The organism is Streptomyces lavendofoliae (assembly GCF_014649735.1).
Taxonomy (GTDB): Bacteria; Actinomycetota; Actinomycetes; order Streptomycetales; family Streptomycetaceae; genus Streptomyces; species Streptomyces lavendofoliae.
Genome location: NZ_BMTP01000003.1, coordinates 192,317 through 219,122 on the forward strand (window position 1 = coordinate 192,317; position 26,806 = coordinate 219,122).

The window sequence follows — 26,806 nt, forward strand, 5'->3', positions numbered from 1 at the left end:
AGGCCCCCCTACGGGTGCTTACTGCTTTCCGCAGTTCGAGGCCAGCTTCTGCTCCTCCTCCGAGAGGGTGGGGCCCGGAGTCGGAGTGGCTGCGGTGCTGGTGGACGGCTTGGGCGTGGGCTCGGTCGGGAGGCCGGTCGTACCGCCGGCCTGACCCTCACCGGGGGGCGCGGCGGGCACCCGGTCGGCGGCCTGCCGGCGCTGCTCCTGCTTCTTGCAGGCCGACGCCTGGGTGGCGAGCTCCTGGATCTTGTTCTTCGCCTTGGCGAGGTTGCCGCCGGCGATGGTCTCCTCGACCTGCTTGCGCTGGTAGTCGGGGAGGTACTTGAGTTCGATCTCCGGGTGGTCCTTCTCGACCTCGGAGAGCGACACCCACGCCAGGTCCTGGCTGATGCCCCGGTAGAGGGCGACGTGGTCGTCCTTGGTCCCGACGTAGTACTGCGTCTGGGTCCAGCGGTAGCCGCCGTACGTCGCGCCGCCGACCACGACCAGGGCGAGCAGGATGAGGAACGATCTCTTCAGCCACTTCCGGCCGCTGCGCGGCTTGGTGAAGTCCTGGTCGCCGTAGGCGCCGAAGCCGCCCTCCGGCGGCATGCCGCCGTACCCGAGGTCGTCGCCGCTGCCGGGCGGGCCGAAGCCACCGCCGGGCGGCTGCGGTGCCTGGCGGCCGAGGCCGGCCGCGCGGCCCGCGGGGGTCTCCATGGCGCCGCCGTCGTTCGCCTGCGTCTGGTTCTCGGCGACCGCGCCCACCACGACGGGGGTGTCGCTGAGCTGCCCTGCCAGGGTGTCGCCGCCGTCGACGTCGAGGACGTCCGCGACGATCACGGTGATGTTGTCCGGGCCGCCGCCGCGCAGGGCGAGCTGGATCAGGTCCTGAACGGTCTCCTGGGGCCCCTGGTAGCTGGCGAGGGTCTCCTCCATCGTCTGGTGGGAGACCACGCCGGACAGGCCGTCGGAGCAGATCAGGTAGCGGTCGCCGGCGCGCACCTCACGGATGGAGAGGTCCGGCTCGACGTGGTCACCACTGCCCAGCGCGCGCATCAGCAGCGAGCGCTGCGGGTGGGTGGTGGCCTCCTCCTCGGTGATGCGGCCCTCGTCGACGAGGCGCTGCACCCACGTGTGGTCCTGGGTGATCTGCGTCAGGACGCCGTCGCGCAGGAGGTACGCGCGGGAGTCGCCCACGTGGACCAGGCCGAGGCGCTGACCCGTCCACAGCAGGGCGGTCAGGGTCGTCCCCATGCCCTCCAGCTGCGGGTCCTCCTCGACCATCAGCCGCAGCTGGTCGTTGGCGCGCTGCACCGCCGTACCGAGGGAGGTGAGGAGGTCGGAGCCGGGTACGTCGTCGTCGAGCGTGACCAGCGTCGAGATCACCTCGGACGAGGCGACCTCACCGGCGGCCTGGCCGCCCATGCCGTCGGCGATCGCGAGCAGGCGGGGACCGGCGTACCCGGAGTCCTCGTTGCCCTCGCGGATCATGCCCTTGTGCGATCCGGCGGCGAAACGCAGTGACAGACTCATGCGCACCTGCCCTGTCGACTCCGACGCCTCCGGGTACAGCCGGTCTCGAGCCACACTGCCCACCCTCCGGTCGGGAGCCTGTGCCGGTCACCTGTGGGCACCGCTGCGGCTCGCTCGCTCCGCTCGCTCATTGTCGTACTACTTCCGCAGCTCGATGACGGTCTTGCCGATGCGGATCGGCGCGCCCAGCGGAATCGGTGTCGGGGTGGTGAGTCGGGTCCGGTCGAGATACGTGCCGTTGGTGGACCCGAGATCCTCGACGATCCACTGGCCGTCACGGTCCGGGTAGATCCTGGCATGCCTGCTGGACGCGTAGTCGTCGTCCAGGACGATCGTGGAGTCGTGCGCGCGTCCCAGGGTGATCGTCTGCCCCTGGAGGGCGACCGTGGTGCCCGTGAGGGTCCCCTCGGAGACGACCAGCTTGGTCGGGGCCCCGCGGCGCTGACGGCCGGACTGCTGGCGCTGCTGCGGCGGTGCCGCGGCCTGCTGGCGGGCGGCCTGCTGGGGTCGCGCGTTCTCGCGGCGCGAACCGCGCTGCGTGACACGCGTCCCGAACAGGTCGCTACGGATGACCTGAACGGCCACGATGACGAACAGCCACAGTACGGCGAGGAAACCCAACCGCATGACCGTGAGGGTCAGCTCTGACATTGCCCCCGCTTCACCCTTCGGCTTGCCGGTAAACGATGGTGGTACTGCCCACGACGATCCGCGAGCCGTCGCGGAGCGTAGCGCGGGTGGTGTGCTGTCCGTCCACCACGATGCCGTTGGTGGACCCGAGATCCTGGATCGTCGAGGGCGTTCCGGTCCGGATCTCGCAGTGTCGGCGCGATACGCCGGGGTCGTCGATCCGCACGTCGGCTTCGGTGCTGCGGCCCAGCACGAGCGTCGGGCGGGAGATCTGGTGGCGGGTGCCGTTGATCTCGATCCAGCGGCGCACCTGGGCGCCGGGCACGGGGGCCGCCGGGCCCGGTGGGCGGCCGGCGGGCGGACGGTTCATGCCGGGCGGCGGGGCCGCCGGCATGGGGGGAGCGGTGGTGGGAGGGTACCCGTAGCCGCCGGGACGGCTGCCGGCCGGCGGCGCGCCCGGACCGGCGTGGCCGGCGGGACCGCCGGGACCTCCCGGGCCGGACGGTGCCTGCGACTGTGACGTACTCGACGCGAGCGTCCGGCTGCGTACCCGGTACAGGCCCGTGTCGAGGTCGTCCGCCTTCTCCAGATGGACCTTGATCGGGCCCATGAAGGTGTAGCGCTGCTGCTTGGCGTAGTCGCGGACCAGCCCCGAGAGCTCGTCGCCGAGCTGTCCCGAGTACGGGCTGAGGCGCTCGTAGTCCGGCGCGCTCAGCTCCACGATGAAGTCGTTGGGGACGACCGTGCGGTCGCGGTTCCAGATCGAGGCGTTGTTGTCGCACTCGCGCTGGAGGGCGCCCGCGATCTCGACGGGCTGGACCTCGGACTTGAAGACCTTGGCGAAGGTGCCGTTGACCAGGCCTTCGAGACGCTGCTCGAAACGCTTCAGGACTCCCATGGGGCACCTCCTCCGTCGTTGCCGTCCTGGTACTGCTTACTGATCGTATCCACGCGTCGGGAAATCGGCTGGTTCCCCTTCTCTGCCCTGTGGACGAGTGTCACCTCTCACAGGGATCGTAGAGGCGCCCTCCAGACAGTGTCCCGCACCTGGCGCGCACCCTGGAGGAGTGGGTGGGGCGGGAAGAAGTTCCCTGTTCCGCCCGCGCGTCCCGGGCCGTGTCGTGCCCTCGTGCGCTCGTCCCCTCTGTGGCGTCCTGTCCTCTGTGTCCTGTGTGTTCTGTGTGTCGTGTGTGTCGTGCCTTCCGTGTCGCGTGTCTCGTCGCCTGGGGGCTTCTCCGTCGTGCGTGGCGTGCCTCCCCGTGTCGGCTTACTGGGCGGGGCTTCGTGTGGCGTGCTTCCTGTGTGGTGCTTCCTGTGTGGTGCGTCCTGTGTGGTGCGTCCTGTGTCCCGCGTGGGTCTCGGGCGGCGGTGGGGGCGGGGCGGGGTCGTGGGGCTCCGGTGGGGCTTCGGCGTGCCGGGTGGGGCGGGGCCCGCGCCGTGGGAGCGGGGGCCTGTGACGGGTGTTCCGGCGTCGGCCGCCGCCCCGCCGCTGTCCGCCGGCCGCGTGCCGGGGTGGCGTGCCGGGGTGACGGGGCGGCGGGCCCAGGTGATGCCGCCCGCTCGTGTCGGCCGTGGTTCGTGATGTTGCCGTGTCTGTGTTCGGGTGTCTGTGTGCGGTCTCCTGTTCGTTGACCGGGCGTGCGCCTGGTGTCCCTGGTGCGCCTGGTGTGTGTGGGGCTTGTGCGGGTGTCGGGTGCGGAGGCGCCGGTGTGGCGGGGCGCGGATGCGGACGTGAGGACGCGGAGCGCTCTCCTCCGGGGCCTGTCGTGTTCGGTGACGCGGGGGTCTCCGGATGGGCCGCCGGTTGACGTCGACCCGGGCCGGCGGTGCGCGTGGCCGGTCGCCGCGGGCTGTGCGGATGCCGGTCGGACGGGTCGCCGTTCCTCCCCTCCCCTCCCTTCTTTCCCCCTCCCTCCCCTCTCTGTTCGCCCGCGGGGTGCCCGAAACAAACGGATGTGAATCCACCTCCGGTGGCGTGCTAATCTTCAGATGTCGCCAGGGGGACGCACCGGAAAAACGGTGGGAAACCAAGCGGCAACACCCAATGCGCGGGTGGCGGAATAGGCAGACGCGCTGGATTCAGGTTCCAGTGCCCGAAAGGGCGTGGGGGTTCAACTCCCCCCTCGCGCACCACCGAGACGGGTGGCATCGATCACGATGCCACCCGTTCTCGCGTTTCCCGGGCCCGTTCCGCCGGCGTGTGTGAGGAAGCTCTCACGGCCGTCGAGCCGTCAGACGCCGTCGTTGTAGCGGAGCAGGTACGCGGCGAACCGGGCGAGGTCCTCGGTGGACCAGTCGGCGAGGCGTTCCCGGTAGGCCGCGCGGCGGCCGGCGTGGGTGGCGGACAGGACCCGGCTGCCGGCCGACGTGGGGTGGAGCACCTGGACCCGGTGGTCGGCCGGATCGGGGCGGCGCTCGACGAGGCCCATCTTCTCCAGGGCGGCCATCTGCCGGCTGACGGTCGATTTGTCCAGCAGGTAGCGGGCGGCCAGGTCCGTGGCGCGGCAGCCGCGCTGGGCGGCGATGTGCGTCAGCAGCGTGTACGAGATGAGCGACAGCTCCGGGTGGAGCCGCGCGGCCGTGGCGCGGGCGCGGCGGGCGAACGCCGTCAGCTCGCGCTGGATGGTGTCGACCGCCTCGTCGCGTCCGGTTGACATGCGGACACCTCCGTGCTGTACGTGCGGGCTCCGTGCTGCCCGGCCCTGCCCCGTGCGGCCCGACGTGCACGGGCACGGACGGGTACCGCGGGCGCGCCGCGTCATGTGCGGGACGGGGCCGGTGCGGTGGCCGCCGCGGTCGTGGCCGCGGTGGTGTCCGCCGGCGTGGGCGTGGTGGGTCCCGGAGGGGTTGTCCACAGGCCAGGGACGGCCGGTGCGAGGCGGAGGTACCGTCTGGGGCAACGGGCGATGCTGAACAGGGGTGGGTCGTATGGGCGACATCCGGACGGAGACGCCGGCGCGGCGCGGGACCGGTGGTGGCGGCGCGCGCATACCGGAGGTGCCGGGATTCGGCACCGTGGACCGCGTCCGGGGTACCGGGGAGTCGCCCAAGACGCGGGGCAAGGCGCTCAGGGAGCGGGTGCCCCGGTCGTCGCACGACGCGCTGGGCCCGGCGGCCGACGGGCGGCCCGACGCGGTGCGCGCGGTGGAGGAGTCCAGCCGGGGCCGGGTGGCCGGGCTGACGCCGATACGGGTGGGGCGGATGGCGGCCACGCCGTTCGCGTTCCTGCGCGGTTCCGCCGGGCTGATGGCGCACGACCTGGCGCGGACGCCGGTCACCGGCGTCGGCGCCCAGATATGCGGGGACGCGCACGCGGCGAACTTCGGGCTGTACGGCGATGCGCGCGGCCGTCTCGTGATCGACCTGAACGACTTCGACGAGACCGTGACCGGTCCCTGGGAGTGGGACCTGAAGCGGCTGGCGACGTCCCTGGTGCTGGCCGGGCGGGAGGCGGGGGCGGACGAGGACGTCTGCCGCGCGGCGGCGTTCGACACGGTGGGCGCCTACCGCCGGACCATGCGGCTGCTCGCCAGGCTGCCGGCGGCCGACGCCTGGAACGCGATCGCGGACGAGGAACTGGTGTCCTACACCGACGCGCGGGATTTGCTGGGCACCCTGGAGCGGGTGGCGGAGAAGGCGCGGGGCAACACCAGCGCCCGGTTCGCCGCCAAGGCGACGGAGGAGTGCCCGGACGGCGGGCGGCGCTTCGTGGACGCGCCGCCCGTGCTGCGCCGCGTGCCGGACGCGGAGGCCGCCGCGGTCGCCGCCTCGCTGGGCGAGTACGTGGAGACGCTGCCGGAGGACCGGCTGCCGCTGCTCGCGCGGTACGCCATCCACGACGTGGCGTTCCGGGTGGTGGGCACCGGGAGCGTGGGGACGCGTTCGTACGTGGTGCTGCTGCTGGACCACCGGGGCGAGCCGCTGGTGCTCCAGGTGAAGGAGGCGCGGCCCTCGGCCCTGGTGCCGTACCTGCCGGAGGTGGGTTTCGCCGTGCCGGAGGTGGCGCACGAGGGGCGTCGCGTGGTCCTCGGGCAGAAGCGCATGCAGGTGGTCAGCGACAACCTGCTGGGCTGGACGACGGTCGGGGGAAGGCCCTACCAGGTGCGGCAGTTCCGCAACCGCAAGGGGAGCGTGGACCCCGCCGCCCTCTCGGCCGGCCAGGTCGACGATTACGGGCGGATGACCGGCGCCCTGCTGGCCCGGGCGCACGCGCACAGCGCGGACCCGCGGCTCGTCGCCGGCTACTGCGGCAAGAACGAGGAGCTGGACGAGGCCATGGCCCGCTTCGCCGTGGCGTACGCGGACCGTACGGAGGCGGACCACGCCGATCTCCTGGCGGCGGTCAGGAGCGGCCGCATAGCCGCCGAGCTGGGGGTGTGACGGGTCGGGGCCCGTCGCCCGTACGCTGGTCGGGTGACGACCCCGAACGATGACGTGACCGGTGCCCCGACCGCCGACGCGACCGACGCGGCCGAACGCCCCGAGGCGCGGCTGGAGCGGGCGGTGCGCGCGGCGGAGCAGGCGCTGATCGAGTTCGAGATCGCGGTGGAGACGTTCCGGGTGGAGGTGGAGAACTTCTCCCGGCTGCACCACCAGAAGCTCGGCCCGATGTACGCGCGCCTCGACGAGCTCGACGCGCTGATCGCGGAGGCCAGGGCGGCCCGTACCGGCGATCCGGAGGACGTGGCGCGGGCGCAGTCGGCGCGGGCGCTGGTGATGCCGATGCCGGGGGTCGACGAGCTGTTCGGCGGCTGGATGGACGCCGACGGCCTGTCGCCCGAGGCCGCCGCGATGCTCACCGACCGGCCGGTGCAGCCGCCCAAGCGGGTGCGGCCGAGCGACGAGGCGCGCAAGCTGTACCGCGAGCTGGCCCGCAAGGCGCATCCGGACCTGGCACGCGAGGAGGGCGACCGGCAGCGCCGCGAGGAGTTCATCACGCGGGTCAACGCCGCGTACGGGCGCGGTGACGAGGCACTGCTGCGGGAGCTTTCCGAGGAGTGGGCGGCGGGCCCCGCGCCGGTGACCCCCGAGCTCAGCGAGAGCGAGGAGCTGTACGCCAGGCTGGAGTGGCTGGCCCGGCGCAAGGAGCTGCTGACCGTGGTGGCGCGGGACCTGGAGGACAGCGCGATCGGCGCGATGCTCCGCATGGCGCCCGACGACCCGGACCGGCTGCTGGAGGAGATCGCCGAGCAGTTGCTGGCGCAGGTCGCCGAGCGCGAGGCGGAGCTGGCCGGGCTCGCCCGGTAGCCGTGGTGCAGTAGCGTCGGGAGGTAATCCCTGAGCCGGGCGGGACCGCGCGGCGGGTCCGCCGACGCCGGCCGACGAGTCCACCGATGAGAGAAGGCCTGACCCATGAACTTCGCACCGCTGCCCTCCGTGGACGCCGCGTCGGTGCCGGCCGACGGACTGGTGCTGGACGTCCGCGAGGACGACGAATGGGCGGCCGGGCACGTCGAGGGCGCGCTCCACGTGCCGATGAGCGACTTCGTGGCCCGGTTCGGTGAGGTCACCGAGGCGGTCGCCGACGGTCGCCGCGCCTATGTGATGTGCCGGGTCGGCGGCCGGTCGGCCCAGGTGACGCAGTACCTGGTCCAGCAGGGCATCGACGCCGTGAACATCGACGGCGGCATGCTCGCCTGGGAAGGCGCCGGCCGCCCCATGGTCACCGACGACGGCTCCTCCGCCTTCGTCCTGTAGTCCGGCGCCCGGTGCGGGCCGCACCGGGCGCCGGGGTCGCCGGGGTCGCCGGGTGCGGCCCGCCGGGCACCTGGCCGGGGCGGGAACGCCGCCGTGCGGGATGTGGCCGGGGCTCGGTGCCGAGAAGGTTCCGTGCCCCGCCCGGTACCTGACGGCCCGTCATCGTGACTCAGCGGTCGAAGTCGAGCTCCACTTCCGGGGTTACCGGGTGCGACTGGCACGCCAGGACGTACCCCGCGTCGGTCTCCTCGCTCTCCAGGGCGTAGTTGCGGTCCATCCGGACCTCACCGGTGACCAGGAAGGCGCGGCAGGTGCCGCAGACACCGCCCTTGCAGGCGTACGGGGCGTCGGACCGGCCGCGCAGCACCGTCTCCAGCAGCGACTCCCCCTCCCGCACCGGCCACGAGCCGGACCGGCCGTCCAAGGTCGCGGTGAGCGTGGCGTGCGCGGGTGCCGAAGCCGTCCGTACGGCGGTGGGCGCCGAGCCGTCGTCCACATGGAAGATCTCCTGGTGGATGCGTCCGCGGTCCACGCCCAGGCTCCGCAGCGCCCGTTCGGCGCCGACGACCAGGCCGAAGGGCCCGCACAGATACCAGCCGTCCACCTCGTCCACCGGCAGCAGCGCCGGGAGCAGCGCGGTCAGCCGCTCCTGGTCCAGCCGCCCGGAGGGCAGCCCGGACTGCTGCTCCTCCCGCGACAGCACGGTCACCAGCTGGAACCGGCCGGGGTAGCGGTCCTTCAGATCGGCCACCTCCTCGAGGAACATCGTCGAGGCCGCCGTACGGTCACTGCGCACCAGGCAGAACCGGGCTTCCGGTTCGCGGGCCAGCAGGGTCGAGGCCATCGACAGCACGGGGGTGATCCCGCTGCCGCCCACGACGGCCGCGAAGTGGCCGGGGCGCGGAGGCAGGAGGAACCGGCCCATCGGCTCCATGACCTCGACCATGTCGCCGACCTGGAGTTCCTTGAGCGCGTACGTGGAGAACTCGCCGCCCTCGACCAGCCGGATGCCGACCCGCAGCAACGGGTCCTCGCCCTCGGGTGCGGCGGGGGAGCAGATCGAGTACGTACGGCGGACCTCTTCGCCTTCCGCGCTCCGGCGGCGCAGGGCGAGGTGCTGACCGGGGGTGTGGCGGAAGGTCTCGCGCAGCTCGGGCGGCACCGCGAAGGTGACGGCGACCGAGTCGTCCGTGAGCTGCTCGACCTCACTCACCCGGAGCGGGTAGAACATCTACAACTCCTTGAAGTGGTCGAACGGTTCACGGCAGGCGGTGCAGCGGCGCAGGGCCTTGCACGCGGTGGAGGAGAAGCGGCTCAGCAGTTCCGTCTCGGTCGAGCCGCAGTGCGGGCAGCGGATGGCCAGGGTGACCGGCACGGGGCCGGAGCCGGTGGCGCTCGTGCCCTGGTGGCGGGGCGGCGCTATGCCGAACTCCGCGAGCTTGCGGCGGCCCTCCGCGCTGATGTCGTCGGTCGACCAGGCGGGGGAGAGGACCGTGACGACGGAGACGTCCGCCACGCCGTGGTCGCGCAGTACGCGCTCGATGTCCGAGGACATCGCCTCCACGGCGGGGCAGCCGGTGTACGTGGGGGTCAGTTCGACCGTCACCCGGCCGGGGGCGAGGACCCGCACCCCGCGCAGAACGCCGAGCTCCTCCAGCGTCAGGACGGGCAGCTCGGGGTCGGGGACGGAGCCGGCCAGCCGGCTCAGCTCCTCCTCCAGCACCGTCATGTCCGCCGTGCCGGTCACCACGACGCTCCCGGGTGGCTGCGGTGCAGGTGCTGCATCTCCGCCAGCATCCGCCCGAAGCTCTCGGTGTGCAGACCCTGGCGGCCCGCCCCGGCGCTCCACGCTCCCGTGCGGGGACCGTCCGGCACGGTGAGGGTGGCCCGCTCCAGGACCGCCGAGACCGAGGCCAGCCAGTCGGACTCGAGCTCGCGCCAGTCGACGTCCAGGCCCTCCACCGGCTGGAACAGCTCGCCCGTGAACCGCCACAGGGCCGTGCAGGCCCGGCTCATCCGCTCGTGGCTCTCGGCGGTGCCGTCGCCCAGCCGCAGCGTCCACTGCTCGGCGTGGTCCTGGTGGTAGGCGACCTCCTTGACCGCCTTGCCCGCCAGGCCGGTCAGCGTGCCGCCCTCCCCGTCGCCGCCGGCCGCCGCCAGCCGGCCGTACAGCAGCCGCTGGTAGGTGGAGAAGTAGAGCTGCCGCGCGATGGTGTGGGCGAAGTCGCCGTTGGGCTGCTCGACCAACTGGACGTTGCGGAACGCCCGCTCCTCGCGCAGGTACGCCAGCTCGTCCTCGTCACCGACGAGGGAGAGCAGCACCCGGGCCTGGCCGAGCAGGTCCAGCGCGATGTTGGCCAGCGCGACCTCCTCCTCCAGGACGGGGGCGTGCCCGGCCCACTCCCCCAGCCGGTGCGACAGCACCAGCGCGTCGTCGCCGAGGGCGAGCGCGGCGGCGGTCGGCACGGTGGCGGTCACAGGTTCTTCACCCCTTCCGGGACCTCGTAGAACGTGGGGTGCCGGTAGGGCTTGTCGGCGGACGGCTCGAAGAACGGGTCCTTCTCGTCGGGCGAGGAGGCGGTGATCTCCGTGGACGGCACCACCCAGATGGAGACGCCCTCGCTGCGGCGCGTGTACAGGTCCCGTGCGTTGCGCAGGGCCATCTGCGCGTCCGGCGCGTGGAGGCTTCCCGCGTGCGTGTGGGACAGCCCGCGGCGCGAGCGCACGAACACCTCCCACAGCGGCCAGTCGCTGGTCGTCATGCCGTCGCCTCCCCGTGCTTCGCCGCGTACGCCGCCGCGGCCTCCCTGACCCAGGCGCCGTCCTCATGGGCGCGGCGGCGCTGGGTGATGCGCTGTTCGTTGCAGGGCCCGTTGCCCTTGAGGACGTCCCAGAACTCGGTCCAGTCGATCGGGCCGAAGTCGTAGTGCCCGCGCTCCTCGTTCCACCGGAGATCCGGGTCGGGGAGGCTGAGGCCCAGGGCCTCCGCCTGCGGGACGCAGATGTCGACGAACCGCTGGCGCAGCTCGTCGTTCGAGTGCCGCTTGATCTTCCACGCCATGGACTGCTCCGAGTGCGAGGACTCGTCGTCCGGCGGGCCGAACATCATCAGCGACGGCCACCACCAGCGGTTCACCGCGTCCTGGGCCATCGCGTGCTGCTCGGGCGTCCCGCGCGAGAGGGCGAGGAGCGATTCGTACCCCTGGCGCTGGTGGAACGACTCCTCCTTGCAGATCCGCACCATCGCGCGGGCGTACGGACCGTAGGAGCAGCGGCACAGCGGGACCTGGTTGGTGATCGCCGCGCCGTCCACGAGCCAGCCGATGGCGCCGACGTCGGCCCAGGTCAGCGTGGGGTAGTTGAAGATGGAGGAGTACTTCTGGCGACCGGTGTGGAGCTTGTCGAGCAGCTCGTCCCGGCCGGTGCCGAGGGTCTCGGCGGCGCTGTACAGATACAGGCCGTGCCCCGCCTCGTCCTGCACCTTGGCCATCAGGATCGCCTTGCGCCGCAGCGACGGCGCGCGCGTGATCCAGTTCGCCTCCGGCTGCATGCCGATGATCTCGGAGTGGGCGTGCTGGGCGATCTGGCGCACGAGGGTGGCGCGATACGCCTCCGGCATCCAGTCGCGCGGCTCGATCCGCTCGTCCGCGGCGACGGCGGCGTCGAACGCCGCCTGGTACGCCTCCTGCGTGTCCGCAGTCACTGCCGTCATCGGGCCCCCTACCGACCGATCGTTCGGTTGAATGACTTCAATGGTGAGTCGGTGGCCCGTATGGTGTCAACCCTGTGGATAACTCCGACTCATCGATGGGGAACGGGAACGGGGCGGGATGGACTCGTACGACAAGGAGGCGGGTGGCCGGGCCCGGAGCGCCACCGAAGCGGAGGGTTCCGGCTCCGTGACGCCTCCCTCCGCCGCTCCCGCCCCGCGGGCGTCCCGCCCGGCGCCCGGCCCGGAAAACGGCCCGCGAACCGCGCCCGGGGCCGCGTCCGCACCGGCCCCGGAGGGCTCCCCCGCGTCCACGGCGGCCGACTGCGCCGACCGGGTGACGGCCCACGGCTCTGCCCCCGCACCGAGGACCCCCGCCGCACCGAGGACCCCCGCCGCCGCCGACCGCGCGTCGGGCGCTGACCCGGAGCCCGGCACTGACCGCGCGTCGGGCGCCGGCCGCGTGCCGGGCGCCGGCGGGGCGGCCGTCCGGGGCCGTGCCGCCGGGCCGTCCTGGTCCGTGCCCGGCACCGCCGACGAGCCGGTCTCCGGGCCCGGGGACCTCCCCGACGGCCCGCGGGCGGGGACCGGGGCGGCCGGGGACGAGCGGCCTGGCATCAGGGGCGTGCCGGGAGCCGTGGGCATCACCGCGCTGTCCCTGCCGTACCAGGTGGTGGCCGCCGTGGCGCTTGCCGTCGTCGGGGTGTTCGCCTGCGTGCACCTGGCCATGGCGTTCCTCCACGTCGCCCCCTCGAACACGCTCACCAAGCAGCACGGCGAGGCCGTCGACGACTGGGTGTTCCCCGAGTTCGAGCAGAACTGGAAGCTGTTCGCGCCCAACCCGCTCCAGCAGAACATCGCCGTCCACGCCCGCGCCGAGGTGGTGGGGAACGACGGCGCGCGCAGGACCACCGGCTGGATCGACCTCTCCGCCGACGACGGGGCGGCGATCCGGGGCAACCTGCTGCCCAGCCATGTGAACCAGAACGAACTCCGCCGGGGCTGGGACTTCTTCGTGAACTCGCACACCGACGACAACCGCCCCAACGGCATGCGCGGACAGCTCTCCGAGCGCTACATGCGGCGCATCGCCATGCTGCGGCTCGACGGCCACCACCTCGGCGGCAGGATCGAGCGCATACAGCTCCGGTCGGCCTCCCAGGCGGTGGAGGCCCCGGTCTGGAGCGACGAGAAGACCGACACCCGGTTCTCCTACCGGCTGCTCCCGTGGTGGTCGGTCACCGCCGCGGACCTGCCCGGTGGCGTCGGCGGCGGCCGTACGGAGGCGGACAAGTGAACCCGACCGGCCCCCGCGCCCGTACGGCCGGCACCCCTGCCGCCGGCACCCGTACCGCCGCCACCGGTGTCCCCGGCTCCCGTACGGAACCGCTCGACCGGCGGCTCGCCCGCGCCGTCCAGCGCGTCACCGGCAGCGCCCTCGGTCCGTACCAGGCCGCCGTCGTGCGCATCGGGTTCGCCGGCGCGTGGCTGCTGTTCCTGTTGCGGGAGTTCCCCCACCGCCACGAGCTGTACGGGCCGGACGGGCCCTGGTCGTGGGACATGGGCCAGCAGCTCATCGCGAACAACCACGCGTTCACGGTGCTGATGTGGACGGACAGCGCCCTGTGGTTCGAGACCGTCTACGCCCTCGCCGTACTGTCCAGCGTCCTGCTGCTGATCGGCTGGCGCACCCGCACCATGTCGGTGCTGTTCATGGTCGGCGTGCTGTCGTTGCAGAACCGCTCCATCTTCATGGGCGACGGCGGCGACAACGTCGTGCACCTGATGGCCATCTACCTCGTCCTGACCCGCTGCGGCGGGGTCTGGTCCCTCGACGCCCGCCGCGCGGCACGTCCCGGGCCCGCGCGCGACGTGCTGGGGCCGGTGATGTGGGGGGCCGGCGCCTTCGGTCTGGTCGCCGCGACGCTGTTCGCCGACCGGACCGGCGAGCCCTGGCTCCTGGTGCTGCTGTGGCTGGTGTGGGCCGCACAGGGGCTGTGGTGGCTGGTGTGCCGTTACGCGCCCGGAGAGCCGCGCGTCCTGGCCGACGTCCTCGCCAACCTCGTCCACAACGCGACCCTCGCCGTGATCATGGCCGAGGTGTGCCTGATCTACGCCACGGCCGGCTGGTACAAGATCCAGGGGTCCCGCTGGCAGGACGGCACGGCGCTGTACTACCCGCTCAAACTCGACTACTTCACCCCTTGGCCGTTCCTGTCGGACGTGCTCGCCGCCAGTGGGCTGATGGTGATGATCCTGACCTACGGCACGGTGATCGTGCAGGTCGCGTTCCCCTTCACCCTGTTCAACCGGCGGGTCAAGAACGTCCTGCTGGTGGCGATGATGCTCGAGCACGCCGGGATCGCGCTGCTGCTCGGGCTGCCGTTCTTCTCGCTCGCCATGATCGCCGCCGACGCGGTCTTCCTGCCGACCGCGTTCCTGCTGTGGCTCGGCGCCCGCGTCCGGCACGGCCGGGACCGGCTGGTGCCGGGCGTCCGGCGTCCTGCGCCGCGACAGGGGCACGCCGGCGAGGAGCCCGCCCCCCGTACCCTCGTGGGGTGAGCAGCGAGACCCCACTCCAGTACGACGACGGTTACGGCCCCGAGGTCGGCGTCGGCCCGCATCCCCGGCCGTGGCCGGAGGACGAGCGGTACGACCCGGAGCTGCTCGCCGACGGCGACCGGCGCAACGTGGTCGACCGCTACCGGTACTGGCGGCGTGAGGCGATCGTCGCCGACCTGGACACCCGGCGGCACGACTTCCACGTCGCCGTGGAGAACTGGGGCCACGACTTCAACATCGGTTCCGTCGTGCGGACCGCGAACGCGTTCCTGGCGAACCAGATCCACATCGTGGGGCGGCGGCGCTGGAACCGGCGCGGGGCGATGGTCACCGACCGGTACCAGCACGTGCGGCACCACCCGGACACCGCGTCGCTGACCGCCTGGGCGGCCGCCGAGGGGCTGCCGATCATCGGGATCGACAACCTCCCGGGCGCCGTGCCGCTGGAGCGGACCGAGCTGCCGCGCCGCTGCGTGCTGCTCTTCGGACAGGAGGGCCCCGGCCTGACGGACGAGGCCCGCGAGCACGCGGCGATGGTCTGCTCCATCGCGCAGTTCGGCTCCACGCGGTCGATCAACGCCGGAGCGGCCGCCGCGATCGCCATGCACGCGTGGGTGCAGCGGTACGCGGAGATCTCCGGCCCCGGGGCCTGATCGAGCCCCGGAGGCCCGACCGGGCCCCGGGGCCCGGCCCTCGTCACGCCTGGCGGCGCACCTCGACGACCCGGAAACGGCTGGCCACGAACGCGCCGTCGCACAGGGCGGCGTTCGCCGCCGGGTTGCCGCCCGAGCCGTGGAAGTCGGAGAACGCAGCGGTCTGGTTGACGTACACCCCGCCCGTCAGGTTCAGCGACAGCTGGGCCGACTCCTCCAGGCAGACCTCCTCCACGGCGCGCTCGACGTCCGGGGAGGTCGTGTACGCGCCGACCGTCATCGCGCCCTTCTCCCGCACCGTCCGCCGCAGCAGCTCCAGCGCGTCGGCGGTGGACTCGACCGAGACGGCGAAGGCGACCGGCCCGAAGCACTCGGACATGTACGCCGCTTCCGCGTCCGGCTTGGAGCCGTCGAGCTTGAGCAGGACGGGGGTGCGGACGACGGCGCCGGGGAAGTCGGGGTTGGCCACCTCGCGCGAGGCGAGGGCGACCTCGCCGAGCTCGGCGGCCGCCTCCAGGCGCGCCTTCACGTCCGGGTTGACGATGGCGCCCAGCAGGGCGTTCGCCCGGGCGTCGTCGCCCAGCAGCCCGCCGACGGCGGCCGCGAGGTCGGCGACCACCTCGTCGTACGACTTGGGGCCGGCGTCCGTGGTGATGCCGTCGCGGGGGATCAGCAGGTTCTGCGGGGTGGTGCACATCTGGCCGCTGTACAGGGACAGCGAGAACGCCAGGTTGGACAGCATCCCCTTGTAGTCGTCGGTCGAGTCGACGACGACCGTGTTGACGCCGGCCTTCTCCGTGTAGACCTGGGCCTGCCGGGCGTTGGCCTCCAGCCAGTCGCCGAAGGAGGTCGAGCCGGTGTAGTCGATGATCCGGATCTCCGGGCGGACCGCCAGCTCCTTGGCGATGCCCTCGCCCGGCCGCTCGACCGCCAGCGCGACCAGGTTCGGGTCGAAGCCGGCCTCGGCGAGCACCTCGCGCGCCACCCTGACCGTCAGCGCCAGGGGGAGCACCGCCCGGGGGTGCGGCTTGACCAGGACCGGGTTGCCGGTGGCCAGCGAGGCGAACAGGCCGGGGTAGCCGTTCCACGTCGGGAAGGTGTTGCAGCCGATCATCAGGGAGATGCCGCGCGGCACCGGGGTGAACGTCTTGCGCAGCTCCAGCGGATCCCGCTTGCCCTGCGGCTTGGACCAGTCGGCGTCCACCGGGGTGCGGACCTGCTCGGCGTACGCGTAGGCCATCGCCTCCAGGCCGCGGTCCTGCGCGTGCGGCCCGCCCGCCTGGAACGCCATCATGAAGGCCTGCCCGCTGGTGTGCATCACCGCGTGCGCGAACTCGTGCGTGCGGGCGCTGATCCGGGCCAGGATCTCCAGGCACACCAGGGCGCGGGTCTCGGGGCCGGCGTCCCGCCAGGCCCCCATGCCGGCGCGCATCGCGGGGATGAGGACGTCCACGTCGGCGTGCGGGTACTCGACGCCCAGCTCCGGGCCGTACGGCGACACCTCGCCGCCCGTCCAGCCGTCCGTCCCCGGCTGGTCCAGCTCGAAACGGGTCCCGAGGGTCGCCTGGTGTGCGGCGAGGCCGTCCGCGGCGCTCAGCGAGCCGTTCTCCCCGTACGCCTTGGGGTGCTCGGGGTGCGGGGACCAGTAGGCCCGCGTGCGGATGGCTTCGAGGGCCTGTTCCAGCGTGGGGCGGTGCCTCTCGGACAGGTGGTCGGAGGTGAGCTGAGCGGCGGCCATGACGGACCAACTCCTCGTCGAGCTGGGCAGGGACAGGCGGACAGAGCTAGAGTAACCGAACGATCGGTCGGGACAAGGGGGTCTCCCGAACCTGTGGACAGCTCATCGGGGAGGATCACTGTCATGACCGACAACATGGCCATCGAGCGGAGCCGCGGCGTCGCGGTCGTGGGCACCGGCACCATGGGTCAGGGGATCGCCCAGGTCGCCCTGGTCGCCGGCCACCCGGTACGCCTCCACGACACCGCGCCCGGCCGCGCGCGCCAGGCGGCGGAAGCCATCTTCGGGCGCCTCGACCGGCTCGTCGAGAAGGGCCGGATGTCGCCGGACGAGCGGGACGCGGCGGCCGGCCGGCTGGGCGTGGCGGAGACCCCCGAGGACCTCGCCGACGCCGCCCTCGTGATCGAGGCCGTCGTCGAGCGGCTCGCGGTCAAGCAGGAGCTGTTCGCACGGCTGGAGAAGATCGTTGCCGACGACTGCCTGCTCGCCACCAACACCTCCTCCCTGTCCGTCACCGCCATCGCGGGGAACCTGCGCCTGCCCGGGCGGTTCGTCGGACTCCACTTCTTCAACCCGGCGCCCCTCCTGCCGCTCGTCGAGGTCGTCAGCGGCTTCGCGACCGATGAGACCGCCGCCACGCGCGCGTACGCCACCGTCGAGGAGTGGGGCAAGACGCCGGTGCGCTGCGCCGACACCCCGGGCTTCATCGTCAACCGCATCGCCCGCCCCTTCTACGCCGAGGCCCTGCGCCTGTACGAGGAGCGCGCCGCCGACCCGGCCACCATCGACGCCGTCCTGCGCGAGTCGGGCGGCTTCAGGATGGGGCCCTTCGAGCTGACCGACCTGATCGGCCAGGACGTCAACGAAGCCGTCACCCGCTCGGTCTGGGACGCCTTCCACCAGGACCCCAAGTTCACCCCGTCGCTCGCGCAACGGCGCCTGGTCGAATCGGGGCGCCTGGGCCGCAAGACGGGCCAGGGCTGGTTCGCGTACACCGAGGGCGCCGAGCACCCCGTACCGTCCACCGAGGCGCCCGCACCCGCGCCCGCCAAGGTCACCGTCCACGGCCACCTCGGCCACGCCGAGCCGCTCGTCGGGATGATCGAGGGCGCCGGCATCAAGGTCCGGCGCCAGCGGCGCGGCGGCCACATCGCCCTGCCGGGCGGCGGCCATCTGCTCCTCGCGGACGGCGAGGCGGTCTTCGAGTACGAGGGCGAGGAGATCATCTACTTCGACCTCGCCCACGACTACGTCTCCGCCGCCCGGATCGCCCTCGCCACCGCCCCGACCACCTCGCCGGAGACCCTTCAGGAAGCCGTCGGCCTCTTCCAGGCCCTCGGCAAGGAGGTCACGGTGATCGGCGACGTCCCGGGCATGATCGTCGCCCGGACCGTCGCGATGCTGGTCGACCTGGCCGTGGACGCCGTGGAGCGCGGCGTGGCATCCGCCGAGGACATCGACACCGCCATGCGCCTCGGCGTGAACTACCCGGCCGGTCCCTTCGAGTGGGCCGCCCTGCTCGGCTACGAGAAGGTGTCCCAGCTGCTCGGCGCCCTCCACACGCGCTACCCCACCGGCCGCTACGCCCCCTGTCTCGGCGTCGTCCGCCGCGAGTACGAGGAGAGGGCGCGATGAAGTGCGAGGAGAGCCGATGAGCACCGTCAAGCGCGACACGTACACCCCCGAGACGCTGCTCTCCGTCGCCGTCCGCGTCTTCAACGAACGCGGCTACGACGGCACGTCCATGGAGCACCTGTCCAAAGCGGCCGGTATCTCCAAGTCGTCGATCTACCACCACGTGGCGGGCAAGGAGGAGCTGCTGCGGCGGGCCGTCAGCCGTGCCCTCGACGGCCTCTTCGCGGTCCTCGACGAACCGGGCGCCACGCGCGGGAGGGCCATCGAACGGGTCGAGTACGTGACCCGGCGCACCGTCGAGGTGCTGATGGACGAACTGCCGTACGTCACCCTCCTGCTGCGCGTACGCGGGAACACCACGACCGAGCGGTGGGCCCTGGAACGCCGCCGCGAGTTCGACCACCGGGTCGCCGACCTGCTCAAGGCCGCCGCCGCGGACGGCGACCTGCGCGCCGACGTGGACATACGGCTGGCCACCCGGCTGCTCTTCGGCATGATCAACTCGCTGGTCGAGTGGTACCGGCCGCAGCCGGGCGGCGACGCCGAGCGCCGGCAGGTCGTCGAGACCGTCGTCCACCTGGCCTTCGACGGGCTGCGCACGAGCCACTGAGCGCCGCTGCGGGGCTCCGTCGTCCCCGTCCGGCGGGCGGGTGCCCGCGAGGTCCCGTCCGCCGGTCGTTCCTTCCGCGCCGGTCGCTGTCCGCCGGTCGTTCGTCCGGGCCGGTCGTTCGCCGGCCGGAGTGCGTCCGTCGGCGTCCGCCGGCGTCCGCCCGTCAGAGGTCGTCCGTCAGGGGCCGCCGGCCGAGGTCCGTCTCCTCGAAGACCAGCAGCGTACGGGTGGAGAGCACCTCCGGGATCGCCTGGAGCCTGGTCAGGACCAGTTCGCGCAGCGTGCGGTTGTCCGGCGTGTGGACCAGCAGCAGCACGTCGAAGTCGCCGCTCACCAGGGCGATGTGCGCCGCGCCCGGCAGCGCCTTGAGCTGCTCGCGAACCGTGCGCCAGGAGTTCTGCACGATCTTGAGCGTGATGTACGCGGAGGCGCCCTGGCCCGCCCGCTCGTGGTTCACCCGGGCGCTGAAGCCCCGGATCACCCCGTCCTCGATCAGCCGGTTGATCCGCGCGTAGGCGTTGGCGCGGGACACGTGGACGCGGTCGGCCACGGACCGTATCGAGGCGCGGCCGTCCGCCTGGAGGATGCGGAGGATGTCGCGGTCGATCGCGTCGAGCGGCCGTGGCGGCGCCTGGTACTCGTCGCCCGGCGGCCCCTGGTCCCTGCCGTCGGCCATTTGTTCAGCTGCCATGTCCCCCGCCTCTCCCGCATGGACGACCTGCCTCTATCCCAGGCTGTGGAGAACCGTTTGTCCACAGACCGAAGGCGCCTGTAGCCAAAATGCCGCCACGACCGAACAATCGGTAGGTGAGGCGCGTCACAGTCGACGCCGTCTCCGGGTCTTATGCCCGCTCCCGCACGAGGAGGTGCTGTCATGACGGTCCAAGAGCTGCCTGGTGCCGCCCCTTACCGGCCCACCCCGCCCCCGGCGTGGAAGCCGCGCACCGACCCCGCACCGCTGCTCCCGGACCCCGAGCCGTACCGGGTGCTGGGCACGGACGCCGCGGCCGGCTTCGCGCCCGAGCTGCTGCGCCGGCTCTACGCCGAGCTGGTGCGCGGCCGCCGGTACAACACGCAGGCGACGGCCCTCACCAAGCAGGGCAGGCTCGCGGTCTACCCGTCGAGCACCGGCCAGGAGGCGTGCGAGGTCGCCGCCGCCCTGGTGCTGGAGGACCGGGACTGGCTCTTCCCGTCGTACCGCGACACCCTCGCCGCCGTCGCGCGCGGCCTCGACCCCGTGCAGGCCCTTACCCTGCTGCGGGGCGACTGGCACACCGGGTACGACCCGCACGAGCACCGCGTCGCGCCGCTGTGCACACCGCTCGCCACCCAGCTGCCGCACGCCGTGGGCCTGGCGCACGCGGCGCGCCTGAAGGGCGACGACGTGGTCGCGCTCGCCATGGTCGGCGACGGCGGCACCAGTGAGGGCGACTTCCACGAGGCGCTGAACTTCGCGGCGGTCTGGCAGGCCCCGGTCGTCTTCCTCGTGCAGAACAACGGCTTCGCGATCTCCGTCCCGCTGGCCAAGCAGACCGCGGCCCCGTCCCTCGCCCACAAGGCCGTGGGGTACGGGATGCCGGGTCGGCTCGTCGACGGCAACGACGCCCCCGCCGTGCACCAGGTGCTCTCCGAGGCGGTCGCCCGGGCCCGGCGCGGTGGCGGGCCGACCCTCGTGGAGGCGGTGACGTACCGCATCGACGCCCACACCAACGCCGACGACGCCACCCGGTACCGGGGCGACGGCGAGGTCGAGACCTGGCGGGCCCACGACCCGATCCGGCTGCTGGAGCACGAGCTGACCGAGCGCGGTCTGCTCGACGAGGACGGCGTACGGCAGGCCGCCGAGGACGCCGAGACGATGGCGGCTCGGCTGCGGGAGCGGATGAACGCCGACGCCGAGCTGGACCCGATGGACCTGTTCGCGCACGTGTACGCCGAGCAGACAGCACAACTGCGGGAGCAGGCGGCCCAGCTGCGCGCCGAGCTCGACGCCGAGGGTGATGCGTGATGACGACCGTGGCCAACGCGGCGGCGAAGCCCGCCACCAAGCCCGCCACCATGGCCCAGGCGCTCCAGCGCGCCATGCGCGACGCGATGGCCGAGGACCCGTCCGTCCACGTCATGGGAGAGGACGTCGGCACGCTCGGCGGCGTCTTCCGGGTCACCGACGGGCTCGCCAAGGAGTTCGGCGAGGACCGCTGCACGGACACCCCGCTCGCCGAGGCGGGCATCCTCGGCACGGCCGTCGGCATGGCGATGTACGGGCTGCGCCCGGTCGTCGAGATGCAGTTCGACGCCTTCGCCTACCCGGCGTTCGAGCAGTTGCTCAGCCACGTGGCGAAGATGCGGAACCGGACCCGCGGCGCCATGCCGCTGCCGATCGTCGTACGCGTTCCGTACGGGGGCGGGATCGGCGGCGTCGAGCACCACAGCGACTCGTCCGAGGCGTACTACATGGCGACTCCGGGGCTCCATGTCGTCACGCCCGCGACGGTCGCCGACGCCTACGGTCTGCTCCGCGCGGCGATCGCCTCCGACGACCCCGTGGTCTTCCTGGAGCCGAAACGGCTGTACTGGTCGAAGGCCCAGTGGTCGCCGGACGCGCCCGACCCGGTCGAGCCGATAGGACGCGCGGTGGTCCGGCGGACGGGCCGCAGCGCCACCCTCGTCACGTACGGGCCGTCCCTGCCGGTGTGCATGGAGGCCGCCGAGGCCGCGCGGGCGGAGGGCTGGGACCTGGAGGTCGTGGACCTGCGGTCGCTGGTGCCGTTCGACGACGAGACGGTCTGCGCGTCGGTGCGGCGCACCGGGCGGGCGGTCGTCGTCCACGAGTCGACCGGTTTCGGCGGGCCGGGCGGGGAGATCGCCGCCCGGGTCACGGAGCGGTGCTTCCACCACCTGGAGGCGCCGGTGCTGCGGGTGGCCGGCTTCGACATCCCGTACCCGCCGCCGATGCTGGAGCGGCACCACCTGCCGGGCGTGGACCGGATCCTGGACGCCGTGGCGCGACTGCAGTGGGAGGCACAGAGCTGATGGCCCAGGTGCTGGAGTTCAAGCTGCCGGACCTCGGTGAGGGCCTCACCGAGGCGGAGATCGTGCGCTGGCTGGTGGACGTCGGGGACGTCGTCGCCATCGACCAGCCGGTCGTCGAGGTCGAGACGGCCAAGGCGATGGTCGAGGTGCCGTGCCCCTACGGGGGCGTGGTCACCGCGCGGTTCGGCGAGGAGGGCACGGAACTGCCCGTGGGCTCGCCCCTGCTGACGGTGGCGGTGGGCGCGACCTCGTCCGCCACCGCGACGGCGTCGCTCGACGGGGCCGGGACCGGCGGGGCCGGGTCGCTCAACGGGTCGGCGTCGTCGGGCGGGTCCGGCTCCTCCCACGCGGAGGGCTCGGCCGCGGAGGGCTCGGGCAATGTGCTCGTCGGGTACGGCACCGCCGCCCCGGCGGCACGGAGGCGCCGCGTCCGGCGGGACACGACCGGCCCGGCGGGACCGCCGGCGCCGGCTCCCGCGCCGGCGGCCCCGGAGACGGTCGCCGCGGCACCGGCGGTGGCGCCGGAGCCCCCCGCGCCGTACGACGGGCCGGTTCCGGTGATCTCCCCGCTCGTGCGGAGACTGGCCCGGGAGAAGGGCGTCGACCTGCGTCTGCTGCGCGGCTCCGGGCCCGACGGCCTGATCCTGCGGGCGGACGTGGAGCGTGCCGTGGCCGCTCCGGCGGCCCAGGACGTTCCCGTGACCGCGACCGCGCCCGCCGACGCGGTGCCTGCGGGATCCGGCGAGCGGGTGCCGCTGCGCGGTGTTCGCGGCGCGGTCGCCGACAAGCTGTCCCGCAGCCGGACCGAGATCCCGGACGCCACGTGCTGGGTCGACGCCGACGCCACCGAGCTGATGGCCGCGCGTACCGCGATGAACGCCGCCGGGGGGCCGAAGATCTCCTTGCTGGCGCTCCTCGCGCGGATCTGCGTCGCCGCGCTCGCCCGGTATCCCGAGCTGAACTCCAGGGTCGACATGGCCGCGCGGGAGATCGTGCGCCTGCCCGAGGTGCACCTGGGTTTCGCGGCGCAGACCGACCGGGGGCTGGTGGTGCCCGTCGTCAGGGACGCGCATCACCGCACGGCGGAGTCCCTGACGGCGGAGTTCACCCGCCTCACGGAGGCCGGCAGGGCCGGGACGCTCACGCCCGCCGACCTCACGGGTGGCACGTTCACGCTGAACAACTACGGCGTGTTCGGGGTCGACGGCTCGACGCCGATCATCAACCACCCGGAGGCGGCGATGCTGGGTGTCGGCCGGATCGTCCCCAAGCCCTGGGTGCACGAGGACCGGCTCGCGGTCCGGCAGGTCGTCCAGCTGTCCCTCACCTTCGACCACCGGGTGTGCGACGGGGGTACGGCGGGCGGCTTCCTGCGCTACGTGGCGGACTGCGTGGAGCAGCCGGCGGTGCTGCTGCGCACGCTGTGACACCCGCGACCTCGCCACCCGTGGCCGCGCGGTCCGGTGACGTCCCGACCGCGTGACGTCCTGACCTCGTCGCCTCGTGACCTGGTGACACGGTGACCGCCTGAGGGCGCGGGGGCCGTCCGTTCCCGACCCGGGGGCCGCCCGTCCCCGGTCCGGCGGGCCCGGCGGCCCCGGCGGCCGGTGGAGGAGCGGCACTGGGGATACTGGTGCCGTGACCCCATTTGACGTCGTCGTGCTCGCCGGGGGTGCCGCCAGGCGGCTCGGCGGCGTGGACAAGCCGGGCGTGAGTGTCGGCGGGAGGACCCTGCTCGACCGTGTGCTGGGGGCCTGCCGCGGGGCCGGGCGCACCGTTGTCGTGGGCGGGCGTCGCGCCACCGTGCGCCCCGTGGTGTGGGCGCGGGAAGAGCCGCCGGGCAGCGGGCCGCTCGCCGCGCTGGCGGCGGGTGTGCGGCACGTCGAGGCCGACACCGTCGTCGTCCTGAGCGGCGACCTGCCCTTCCTCCAGGACGGTGGCGTACGGCAGTTGGCCGGCGCGCTGGCGGACGGGGACGCGGAGGGCGTCCTGTCCGTGGACCCCGACGGGCGGGACCAGCCGCTCGTCGCCGCGTACCGCACCGAGCCGCTGCGCCGCGAACTCGCCCTCCTCGCCACGGAACACGGGAATCTGACCGGACTGCCGCTGCGGCTGCTGGTGCGGGAGCTGCGGCTCCTGCGGATCCCCTCCGCGCCCCTCGCCTCCTTCGACTGCGACACCTGGGAGGACATCGCCACGGCACGGGCCGCGATCAGGGAGCATGGGAACGTGCTGGACGAATGGATCACCGCAGTCAAGGACGAGCTCGGCATCGACCTGGACGTCGACACCGGCGTCCTGCTCGACCTCGCCCGGGACGCCGCGCACGGCGTCGCCCGGCCCGCCGCGCCGCTCACCACCTTCCTGGTCGGTTACGCGGCCGCCACGGCGGCCGGGAACGGCCCCGAAGCCGTCTCGCAGGCGGTGGCCGACGCCGCGCGCAGGGCGTCGGCGCTCGCCGGCCGCTGGGCGGCCGAGGCCGACGGCGCCACCGGCCGGGCAGCCGGCAGCGACGTCCCCGGCGACGGCGACACCGGCCCCGGCAACGGCACCGGCCCCGGCCCCGGCAATGGCCCCGGTGACGGCCCCGGCGACGGCGACACCGGCGGCGGGACCGGCCGGAGATGAACGACCCGGAAGTCGACGGTGTCGACGAGGCGCTCGCCCTGCTCGGGCCGCGGCAGGCCCGGAAACCGGAGCGGCACCGCGCGACGCCCTGGGCCGAGGCCCGTTCCGTCGCCGCCCGCCTCGGCGCCGCCGGCCCCCACCGGACACGACAGGTCGCACTCGACCGGGCACTGGGCGGCGTCCTCGCCCAGCCGCTGACCGCGCTCACCGACCTGCCGTCGTTCGACACCTCGGCCATGGACGGGTGGGCCGTCGCCGGCCCGGGGCCCTGGCGCGTCCGTGAAGGCGACTCCGTCCTGGCCGGGCACGGGCGGACGCCGCCGCTGCCCGACGGCGAGGCGGTACGGATCGCCACCGGCGCCCGCGTGCCGCCCGGCGCCACCGCCGTCATCCGCAGCGAGCACTCCCGTGCGGACGCCGTCGGCCACCTGCATGCCCAGCGTGCCGTGACACACGGGCAGGACATCCGGCCACGCGGTCAGGAGTGCCGCTCCGGCGACCAGCTGCTGCCCGCCTCGACGCCCGTCACCCCGGCCGTCCTCGGCCTGGCCGCCGCCGCCGGGTACGACGAGCTGCCCGTCGTCGAACGCCCACGCGTCGCCGTCCTCGTACTCGGCGACGAACTGCTCACGGCCGGCCTCCCGCACGAAGGGCTTATCCGCGACGCCCTCGGCCCCATGCTCGCCCCCTGGCTGCGCGCGCTCGGCGCGGACGTGACCGTGACCCGGCGGATCGGGGACGATGCCGAAGCGCTGTACGCGGCGGTGAGCGGGTCCGGCGCGGACGTGGTGATCACCACGGGAGGCACCGCCGCGGGGCCCGTCGACCATGTGCACCCCGTCCTCCGCGAGGCGGGCGCCGAGCTGCTGGTCGACGGGGTGAAGGTCCGCCCGGGCCATCCGATGCTGCTCGCCCGGCTCGCCCCGTCCCAGTACCTGGTGGGGCTGCCCGGCAACCCGCTCGCGGCCGTCTCGGGCCTGCTCACACTCGCCGAGCCGCTGCTCCGCGGCCTCGCGGGCCGCCGGGCCCCCGAGGCGAACCGGGCGGCCCTCCGTGACGAGGTGCAGGGCCACCCCCACGACACCCGGCTCGTGCCGGTCGGCCGCGCCACCGGACGCGGCGCCCAGGGACGGGCGACGGCGCCGGAGCCCGCGCTCGTCGTGCCGCTGCACTACAACGGGCCGGCGATGCTGCGCGGGATCGCGGCGGCGGACGGGCTCGCGGTCGTCCCGCCGGGCGGGGCCGGCGCCGGTGACGTACTGGAGATCCTCGCCCTGCCATGGGCGGCCACCGAGAGGTGTTTCACGTGAAACTTCCCGGCCAGGACGCGATGGCCCGCGGCGCGGAGGAACACCTCGTCGGCGGTCAGATCAGGCTGCCGAACCCCATCCTCCAGCGGCCCCTGCGGCAGGTCGGCGCACGCCTGCTGATGGCTCTGTGCGTCCTCCTCATGACCGTCCTGATCGTCTACATCGATCGTGGCGGTTACCACGACAACGCCGACGAGACCGTCGACATGCTCGACGCCGTCTACTACGCCACCGTGACCCTGTCGACCACGGGTTACGGCGACATCGTCCCGCACAGCGACAGCGCCCGCCTGGTGAACGTGCTGCTGGTGACGCCGCTGCGTGTGCTGTTCCTGATCATCCTGGTCGGTACCACTCTCGAGGTCCTCACCCAACGGACCCGTGAGGAGTGGCGGCTCAACCGCTGGAGGTCCACCTTGCGCGACCACACCGTCATCATCGGCTTCGGCACCAAGGGCCGGTCGGCGATCCAGACGCTGTGCGCCACCGGCCTGAAGAAGGAACAGATCGTCATCGTCGACCCGAGCAGCAAGGTCGTCGAGACGGCCAACGCGGACGGATTCACCGGCGTGATCGGCGACGCCACCCGCAGCGATGTGCTGCTGCGCGCCGAGGTGCAGCGCGCCCGGCAGATCGTCATCGCGACCCAGCGCGACGACACCGCCGTGCTGGTCACCCTCACCGCCCGCCAGCTCAACCGCGGCGCCAAGATCGTCGCGGCGGTCCGGGAGGAGGAGAACGCGCCGCTGCTGCGCCAGTCCGGCGCGGACGCCGTGATCACCAGCGCCAGCGCGGCCGGCCGGCTGCTGGGCCTGTCCGTGCTGAGCCCCAGCGCGGGCACGGTCATGGAGGACCTCATCCAGCAGGGCAGCGGCCTCGACCTGGTCGAACGGCCGGTCATAAAGGCCGAGGTGGGCAAGAGCGTGCGGGAGACGGACGACCTGGTGATCAGTGTCCTGCGGGGCCACCGGCTGCTCGGTTACGACGACCCGGCGGCGAGTCCGCTACAGCTGACGGACCGGCTGATCACGATCGTACGGGCCCGGAGCGGTCCGCCGTCGAGGACGCCTCAGGAGTAGCCTC

At 73.2% G+C, this 26,806-nt stretch carries 25 protein-coding genes and 1 tRNA gene; 15 read left to right on the forward strand and 11 right to left on the reverse strand.

All coding sequences use genetic code 11. The features are described from left to right. Window positions 1–18 precede the first annotated feature (18 nt). From IE109_RS06520 to IE109_RS06530, 3 genes are all read right to left on the reverse strand, one after another. Window positions 19–1,518 (reverse strand): Stp1/IreP family PP2C-type Ser/Thr phosphatase, encoded by a 1,500-nt coding sequence (locus IE109_RS06520; protein ID WP_189549788.1) that lies wholly within the window; start codon window positions 1,516–1,518, stop codon window positions 19–21. 138 nt (window positions 1,519–1,656) lie between these two features. Beyond that, window positions 1,657–2,169, reverse strand: coding sequence for an FHA domain-containing protein FhaB/FipA (locus tag IE109_RS06525; protein ID WP_084900752.1), 513 nt, complete (start codon window positions 2,167–2,169; stop codon window positions 1,657–1,659). Between the two features lie 10 nt (window positions 2,170–2,179). Continuing rightward, window positions 2,180–3,046: an FHA domain-containing protein gene (locus tag IE109_RS06530; protein ID WP_189549789.1), complete on the reverse strand. Its 867-nt coding sequence runs from the start codon at window positions 3,044–3,046 to the stop codon at window positions 2,180–2,182. A gap of 1,148 nt (window positions 3,047–4,194) precedes the next feature. Here IE109_RS06530 and IE109_RS06535 point away from each other — a divergent pair. Then, window positions 4,195–4,281, forward strand: a tRNA-Leu gene (locus tag IE109_RS06535). A 98-nt stretch (window positions 4,282–4,379) separates the two neighbouring features. On the opposite strand, the gene IE109_RS06540 is transcribed toward IE109_RS06535, so the two are convergent. Then, the gene (locus IE109_RS06540) at window positions 4,380–4,805 is read right to left on the reverse strand and encodes a MarR family winged helix-turn-helix transcriptional regulator (protein ID WP_189549790.1); all 426 of its coding nucleotides are present in this window, start codon (window positions 4,803–4,805) and stop codon (window positions 4,380–4,382) included. Between the two features lie 271 nt (window positions 4,806–5,076). On the opposite strand from IE109_RS06540, the gene IE109_RS06545 reads away from it, so the two are divergent. The 3 genes from IE109_RS06545 to IE109_RS06555 all read left to right on the forward strand — a co-directional run bounded on the left by IE109_RS06545 (window position 5,077) and on the right by IE109_RS06555 (window position 7,845). Next, the gene (locus IE109_RS06545) at window positions 5,077–6,528 is read left to right on the forward strand and encodes a DUF2252 domain-containing protein (protein ID WP_189549791.1); all 1,452 of its coding nucleotides are present in this window, start codon (window positions 5,077–5,079) and stop codon (window positions 6,526–6,528) included. A gap of 54 nt (window positions 6,529–6,582) precedes the next feature. Next, complete coding sequence (locus IE109_RS06550; protein ID WP_189550099.1) at window positions 6,583–7,395, forward strand: hypothetical protein; 813 nt, start codon at window positions 6,583–6,585, stop codon at window positions 7,393–7,395. 105 nt (window positions 7,396–7,500) lie between these two features. Beyond that, window positions 7,501–7,845 (forward strand): rhodanese-like domain-containing protein, encoded by a 345-nt coding sequence (locus IE109_RS06555; RefSeq protein ID WP_189549792.1) that lies wholly within the window; start codon window positions 7,501–7,503, stop codon window positions 7,843–7,845. A gap of 169 nt (window positions 7,846–8,014) precedes the next feature. Here the strand turns inward: IE109_RS06555 and IE109_RS06560 are convergent, their stop codons facing one another. From IE109_RS06560 to paaA, 5 genes are read right to left on the reverse strand one after another with little or no spacing between them, the layout of a single operon-like run. After that, window positions 8,015–9,076: a 2Fe-2S iron-sulfur cluster-binding protein gene (locus tag IE109_RS06560; protein ID WP_189549793.1), complete on the reverse strand. Its 1,062-nt coding sequence runs from the start codon at window positions 9,074–9,076 to the stop codon at window positions 8,015–8,017. Beyond that, a complete protein-coding gene (gene paaD / locus IE109_RS06565) occupies window positions 9,077–9,574 on the reverse strand; it encodes a 1,2-phenylacetyl-CoA epoxidase subunit PaaD (RefSeq protein ID WP_189550100.1) in 498 nt (165 codons plus the stop codon). A 14-nt stretch (window positions 9,575–9,588) separates the two neighbouring features. Continuing rightward, window positions 9,589–10,323, reverse strand: coding sequence for a 1,2-phenylacetyl-CoA epoxidase subunit PaaC (gene paaC / locus IE109_RS06570; RefSeq protein ID WP_189549794.1), 735 nt, complete (start codon window positions 10,321–10,323; stop codon window positions 9,589–9,591). Continuing rightward, on the reverse strand, window positions 10,320–10,607 hold the full coding sequence (paaB, locus tag IE109_RS06575) for a 1,2-phenylacetyl-CoA epoxidase subunit PaaB (protein WP_189549795.1): 288 nt from the start codon (window positions 10,605–10,607) through the stop codon (window positions 10,320–10,322). The genes paaC and paaB overlap by 4 nt, the downstream gene beginning before the upstream one ends. Beyond that, complete coding sequence (paaA, locus tag IE109_RS06580) at window positions 10,604–11,557, reverse strand: 1,2-phenylacetyl-CoA epoxidase subunit PaaA (protein ID WP_189549796.1); 954 nt, start codon at window positions 11,555–11,557, stop codon at window positions 10,604–10,606. The genes paaB and paaA overlap by 4 nt, the downstream gene beginning before the upstream one ends. Before the next feature lie 622 nt (window positions 11,558–12,179). Between paaA and IE109_RS06585 the strand changes: the two genes are divergently transcribed. The 3 genes from IE109_RS06585 to IE109_RS06595 are packed head-to-tail and all read left to right on the forward strand — an operon-like array spanning window position 12,180 to window position 14,769. Continuing rightward, complete coding sequence (locus IE109_RS06585) at window positions 12,180–12,851, forward strand: DUF5819 family protein (RefSeq protein ID WP_373297644.1); 672 nt, start codon at window positions 12,180–12,182, stop codon at window positions 12,849–12,851. Further along, complete coding sequence (locus IE109_RS06590) at window positions 12,848–14,116, forward strand: HTTM domain-containing protein (RefSeq protein WP_229890636.1); 1,269 nt, start codon at window positions 12,848–12,850, stop codon at window positions 14,114–14,116. Before IE109_RS06585 ends, IE109_RS06590 begins: the two co-directional genes overlap by 4 nt. Then, window positions 14,113–14,769: a TrmH family RNA methyltransferase gene (locus tag IE109_RS06595; protein WP_189549797.1), complete on the forward strand. Its 657-nt coding sequence runs from the start codon at window positions 14,113–14,115 to the stop codon at window positions 14,767–14,769. Before IE109_RS06590 ends, IE109_RS06595 begins: the two co-directional genes overlap by 4 nt. 43 nt (window positions 14,770–14,812) lie before the next feature. Here the strand turns inward: IE109_RS06595 and paaN are convergent, their stop codons facing one another. Then, window positions 14,813–16,507 (reverse strand): phenylacetic acid degradation protein PaaN, encoded by a 1,695-nt coding sequence (gene paaN / locus IE109_RS06600; protein WP_189549798.1) that lies wholly within the window; start codon window positions 16,505–16,507, stop codon window positions 14,813–14,815. A gap of 123 nt (window positions 16,508–16,630) precedes the next feature. Here paaN and IE109_RS06605 point away from each other — a divergent pair, with 123 nt between their 5' ends. Further along, a complete protein-coding gene (locus IE109_RS06605; protein ID WP_229890638.1) occupies window positions 16,631–18,142 on the forward strand; it encodes a 3-hydroxyacyl-CoA dehydrogenase in 1,512 nt (503 codons plus the stop codon). A gap of 16 nt (window positions 18,143–18,158) precedes the next feature. Further along, window positions 18,159–18,752, forward strand: a complete 594-nt coding sequence (locus IE109_RS06610) for a TetR/AcrR family transcriptional regulator (protein ID WP_189549799.1) — start codon at window positions 18,159–18,161, stop codon at window positions 18,750–18,752. Window positions 18,753–18,915: 163 nt separating this feature from the next. Here IE109_RS06610 and IE109_RS06615 read toward each other — a convergent pair whose 3' ends face one another. Further along, window positions 18,916–19,443, reverse strand: coding sequence for an Lrp/AsnC family transcriptional regulator (locus IE109_RS06615; RefSeq protein WP_373297645.1), 528 nt, complete (start codon window positions 19,441–19,443; stop codon window positions 18,916–18,918). A gap of 183 nt (window positions 19,444–19,626) precedes the next feature. On the opposite strand from IE109_RS06615, the gene pdhA reads away from it, so the two are divergent. The 6 genes from pdhA to IE109_RS06645 all read left to right on the forward strand — a co-directional run bounded on the left by pdhA (window position 19,627) and on the right by IE109_RS06645 (window position 26,802). Beyond that, a complete protein-coding gene (gene pdhA / locus IE109_RS06620; RefSeq protein WP_189549800.1) occupies window positions 19,627–20,760 on the forward strand; it encodes a pyruvate dehydrogenase (acetyl-transferring) E1 component subunit alpha in 1,134 nt (377 codons plus the stop codon). Continuing rightward, window positions 20,760–21,785 (forward strand): alpha-ketoacid dehydrogenase subunit beta, encoded by a 1,026-nt coding sequence (locus tag IE109_RS06625; RefSeq protein ID WP_189549801.1) that lies wholly within the window; start codon window positions 20,760–20,762, stop codon window positions 21,783–21,785. Before pdhA ends, IE109_RS06625 begins: the two co-directional genes overlap by 1 nt. After that, window positions 21,785–23,212 (forward strand): dihydrolipoamide acetyltransferase family protein, encoded by a 1,428-nt coding sequence (locus IE109_RS06630; protein ID WP_189550105.1) that lies wholly within the window; start codon window positions 21,785–21,787, stop codon window positions 23,210–23,212. The genes IE109_RS06625 and IE109_RS06630 overlap by 1 nt, the downstream gene beginning before the upstream one ends. A 211-nt stretch (window positions 23,213–23,423) precedes the next feature. After that, a complete protein-coding gene (locus IE109_RS06635; protein WP_189549802.1) occupies window positions 23,424–24,413 on the forward strand; it encodes an NTP transferase domain-containing protein in 990 nt (329 codons plus the stop codon). Next, a complete protein-coding gene (locus IE109_RS06640; RefSeq protein WP_189549803.1) occupies window positions 24,410–25,723 on the forward strand; it encodes a molybdopterin molybdotransferase MoeA in 1,314 nt (437 codons plus the stop codon). Before IE109_RS06635 ends, IE109_RS06640 begins: the two co-directional genes overlap by 4 nt. Then, window positions 25,693–26,802 carry a potassium channel family protein gene (locus IE109_RS06645; RefSeq protein ID WP_189549804.1) on the forward strand — a complete coding sequence of 370 codons (1,110 nt, stop codon included), beginning with the start codon at window positions 25,693–25,695 and terminating at the stop codon, window positions 26,800–26,802. The genes IE109_RS06640 and IE109_RS06645 overlap by 31 nt, the downstream gene beginning before the upstream one ends. Window positions 26,803–26,806 lie beyond the last annotated feature (4 nt).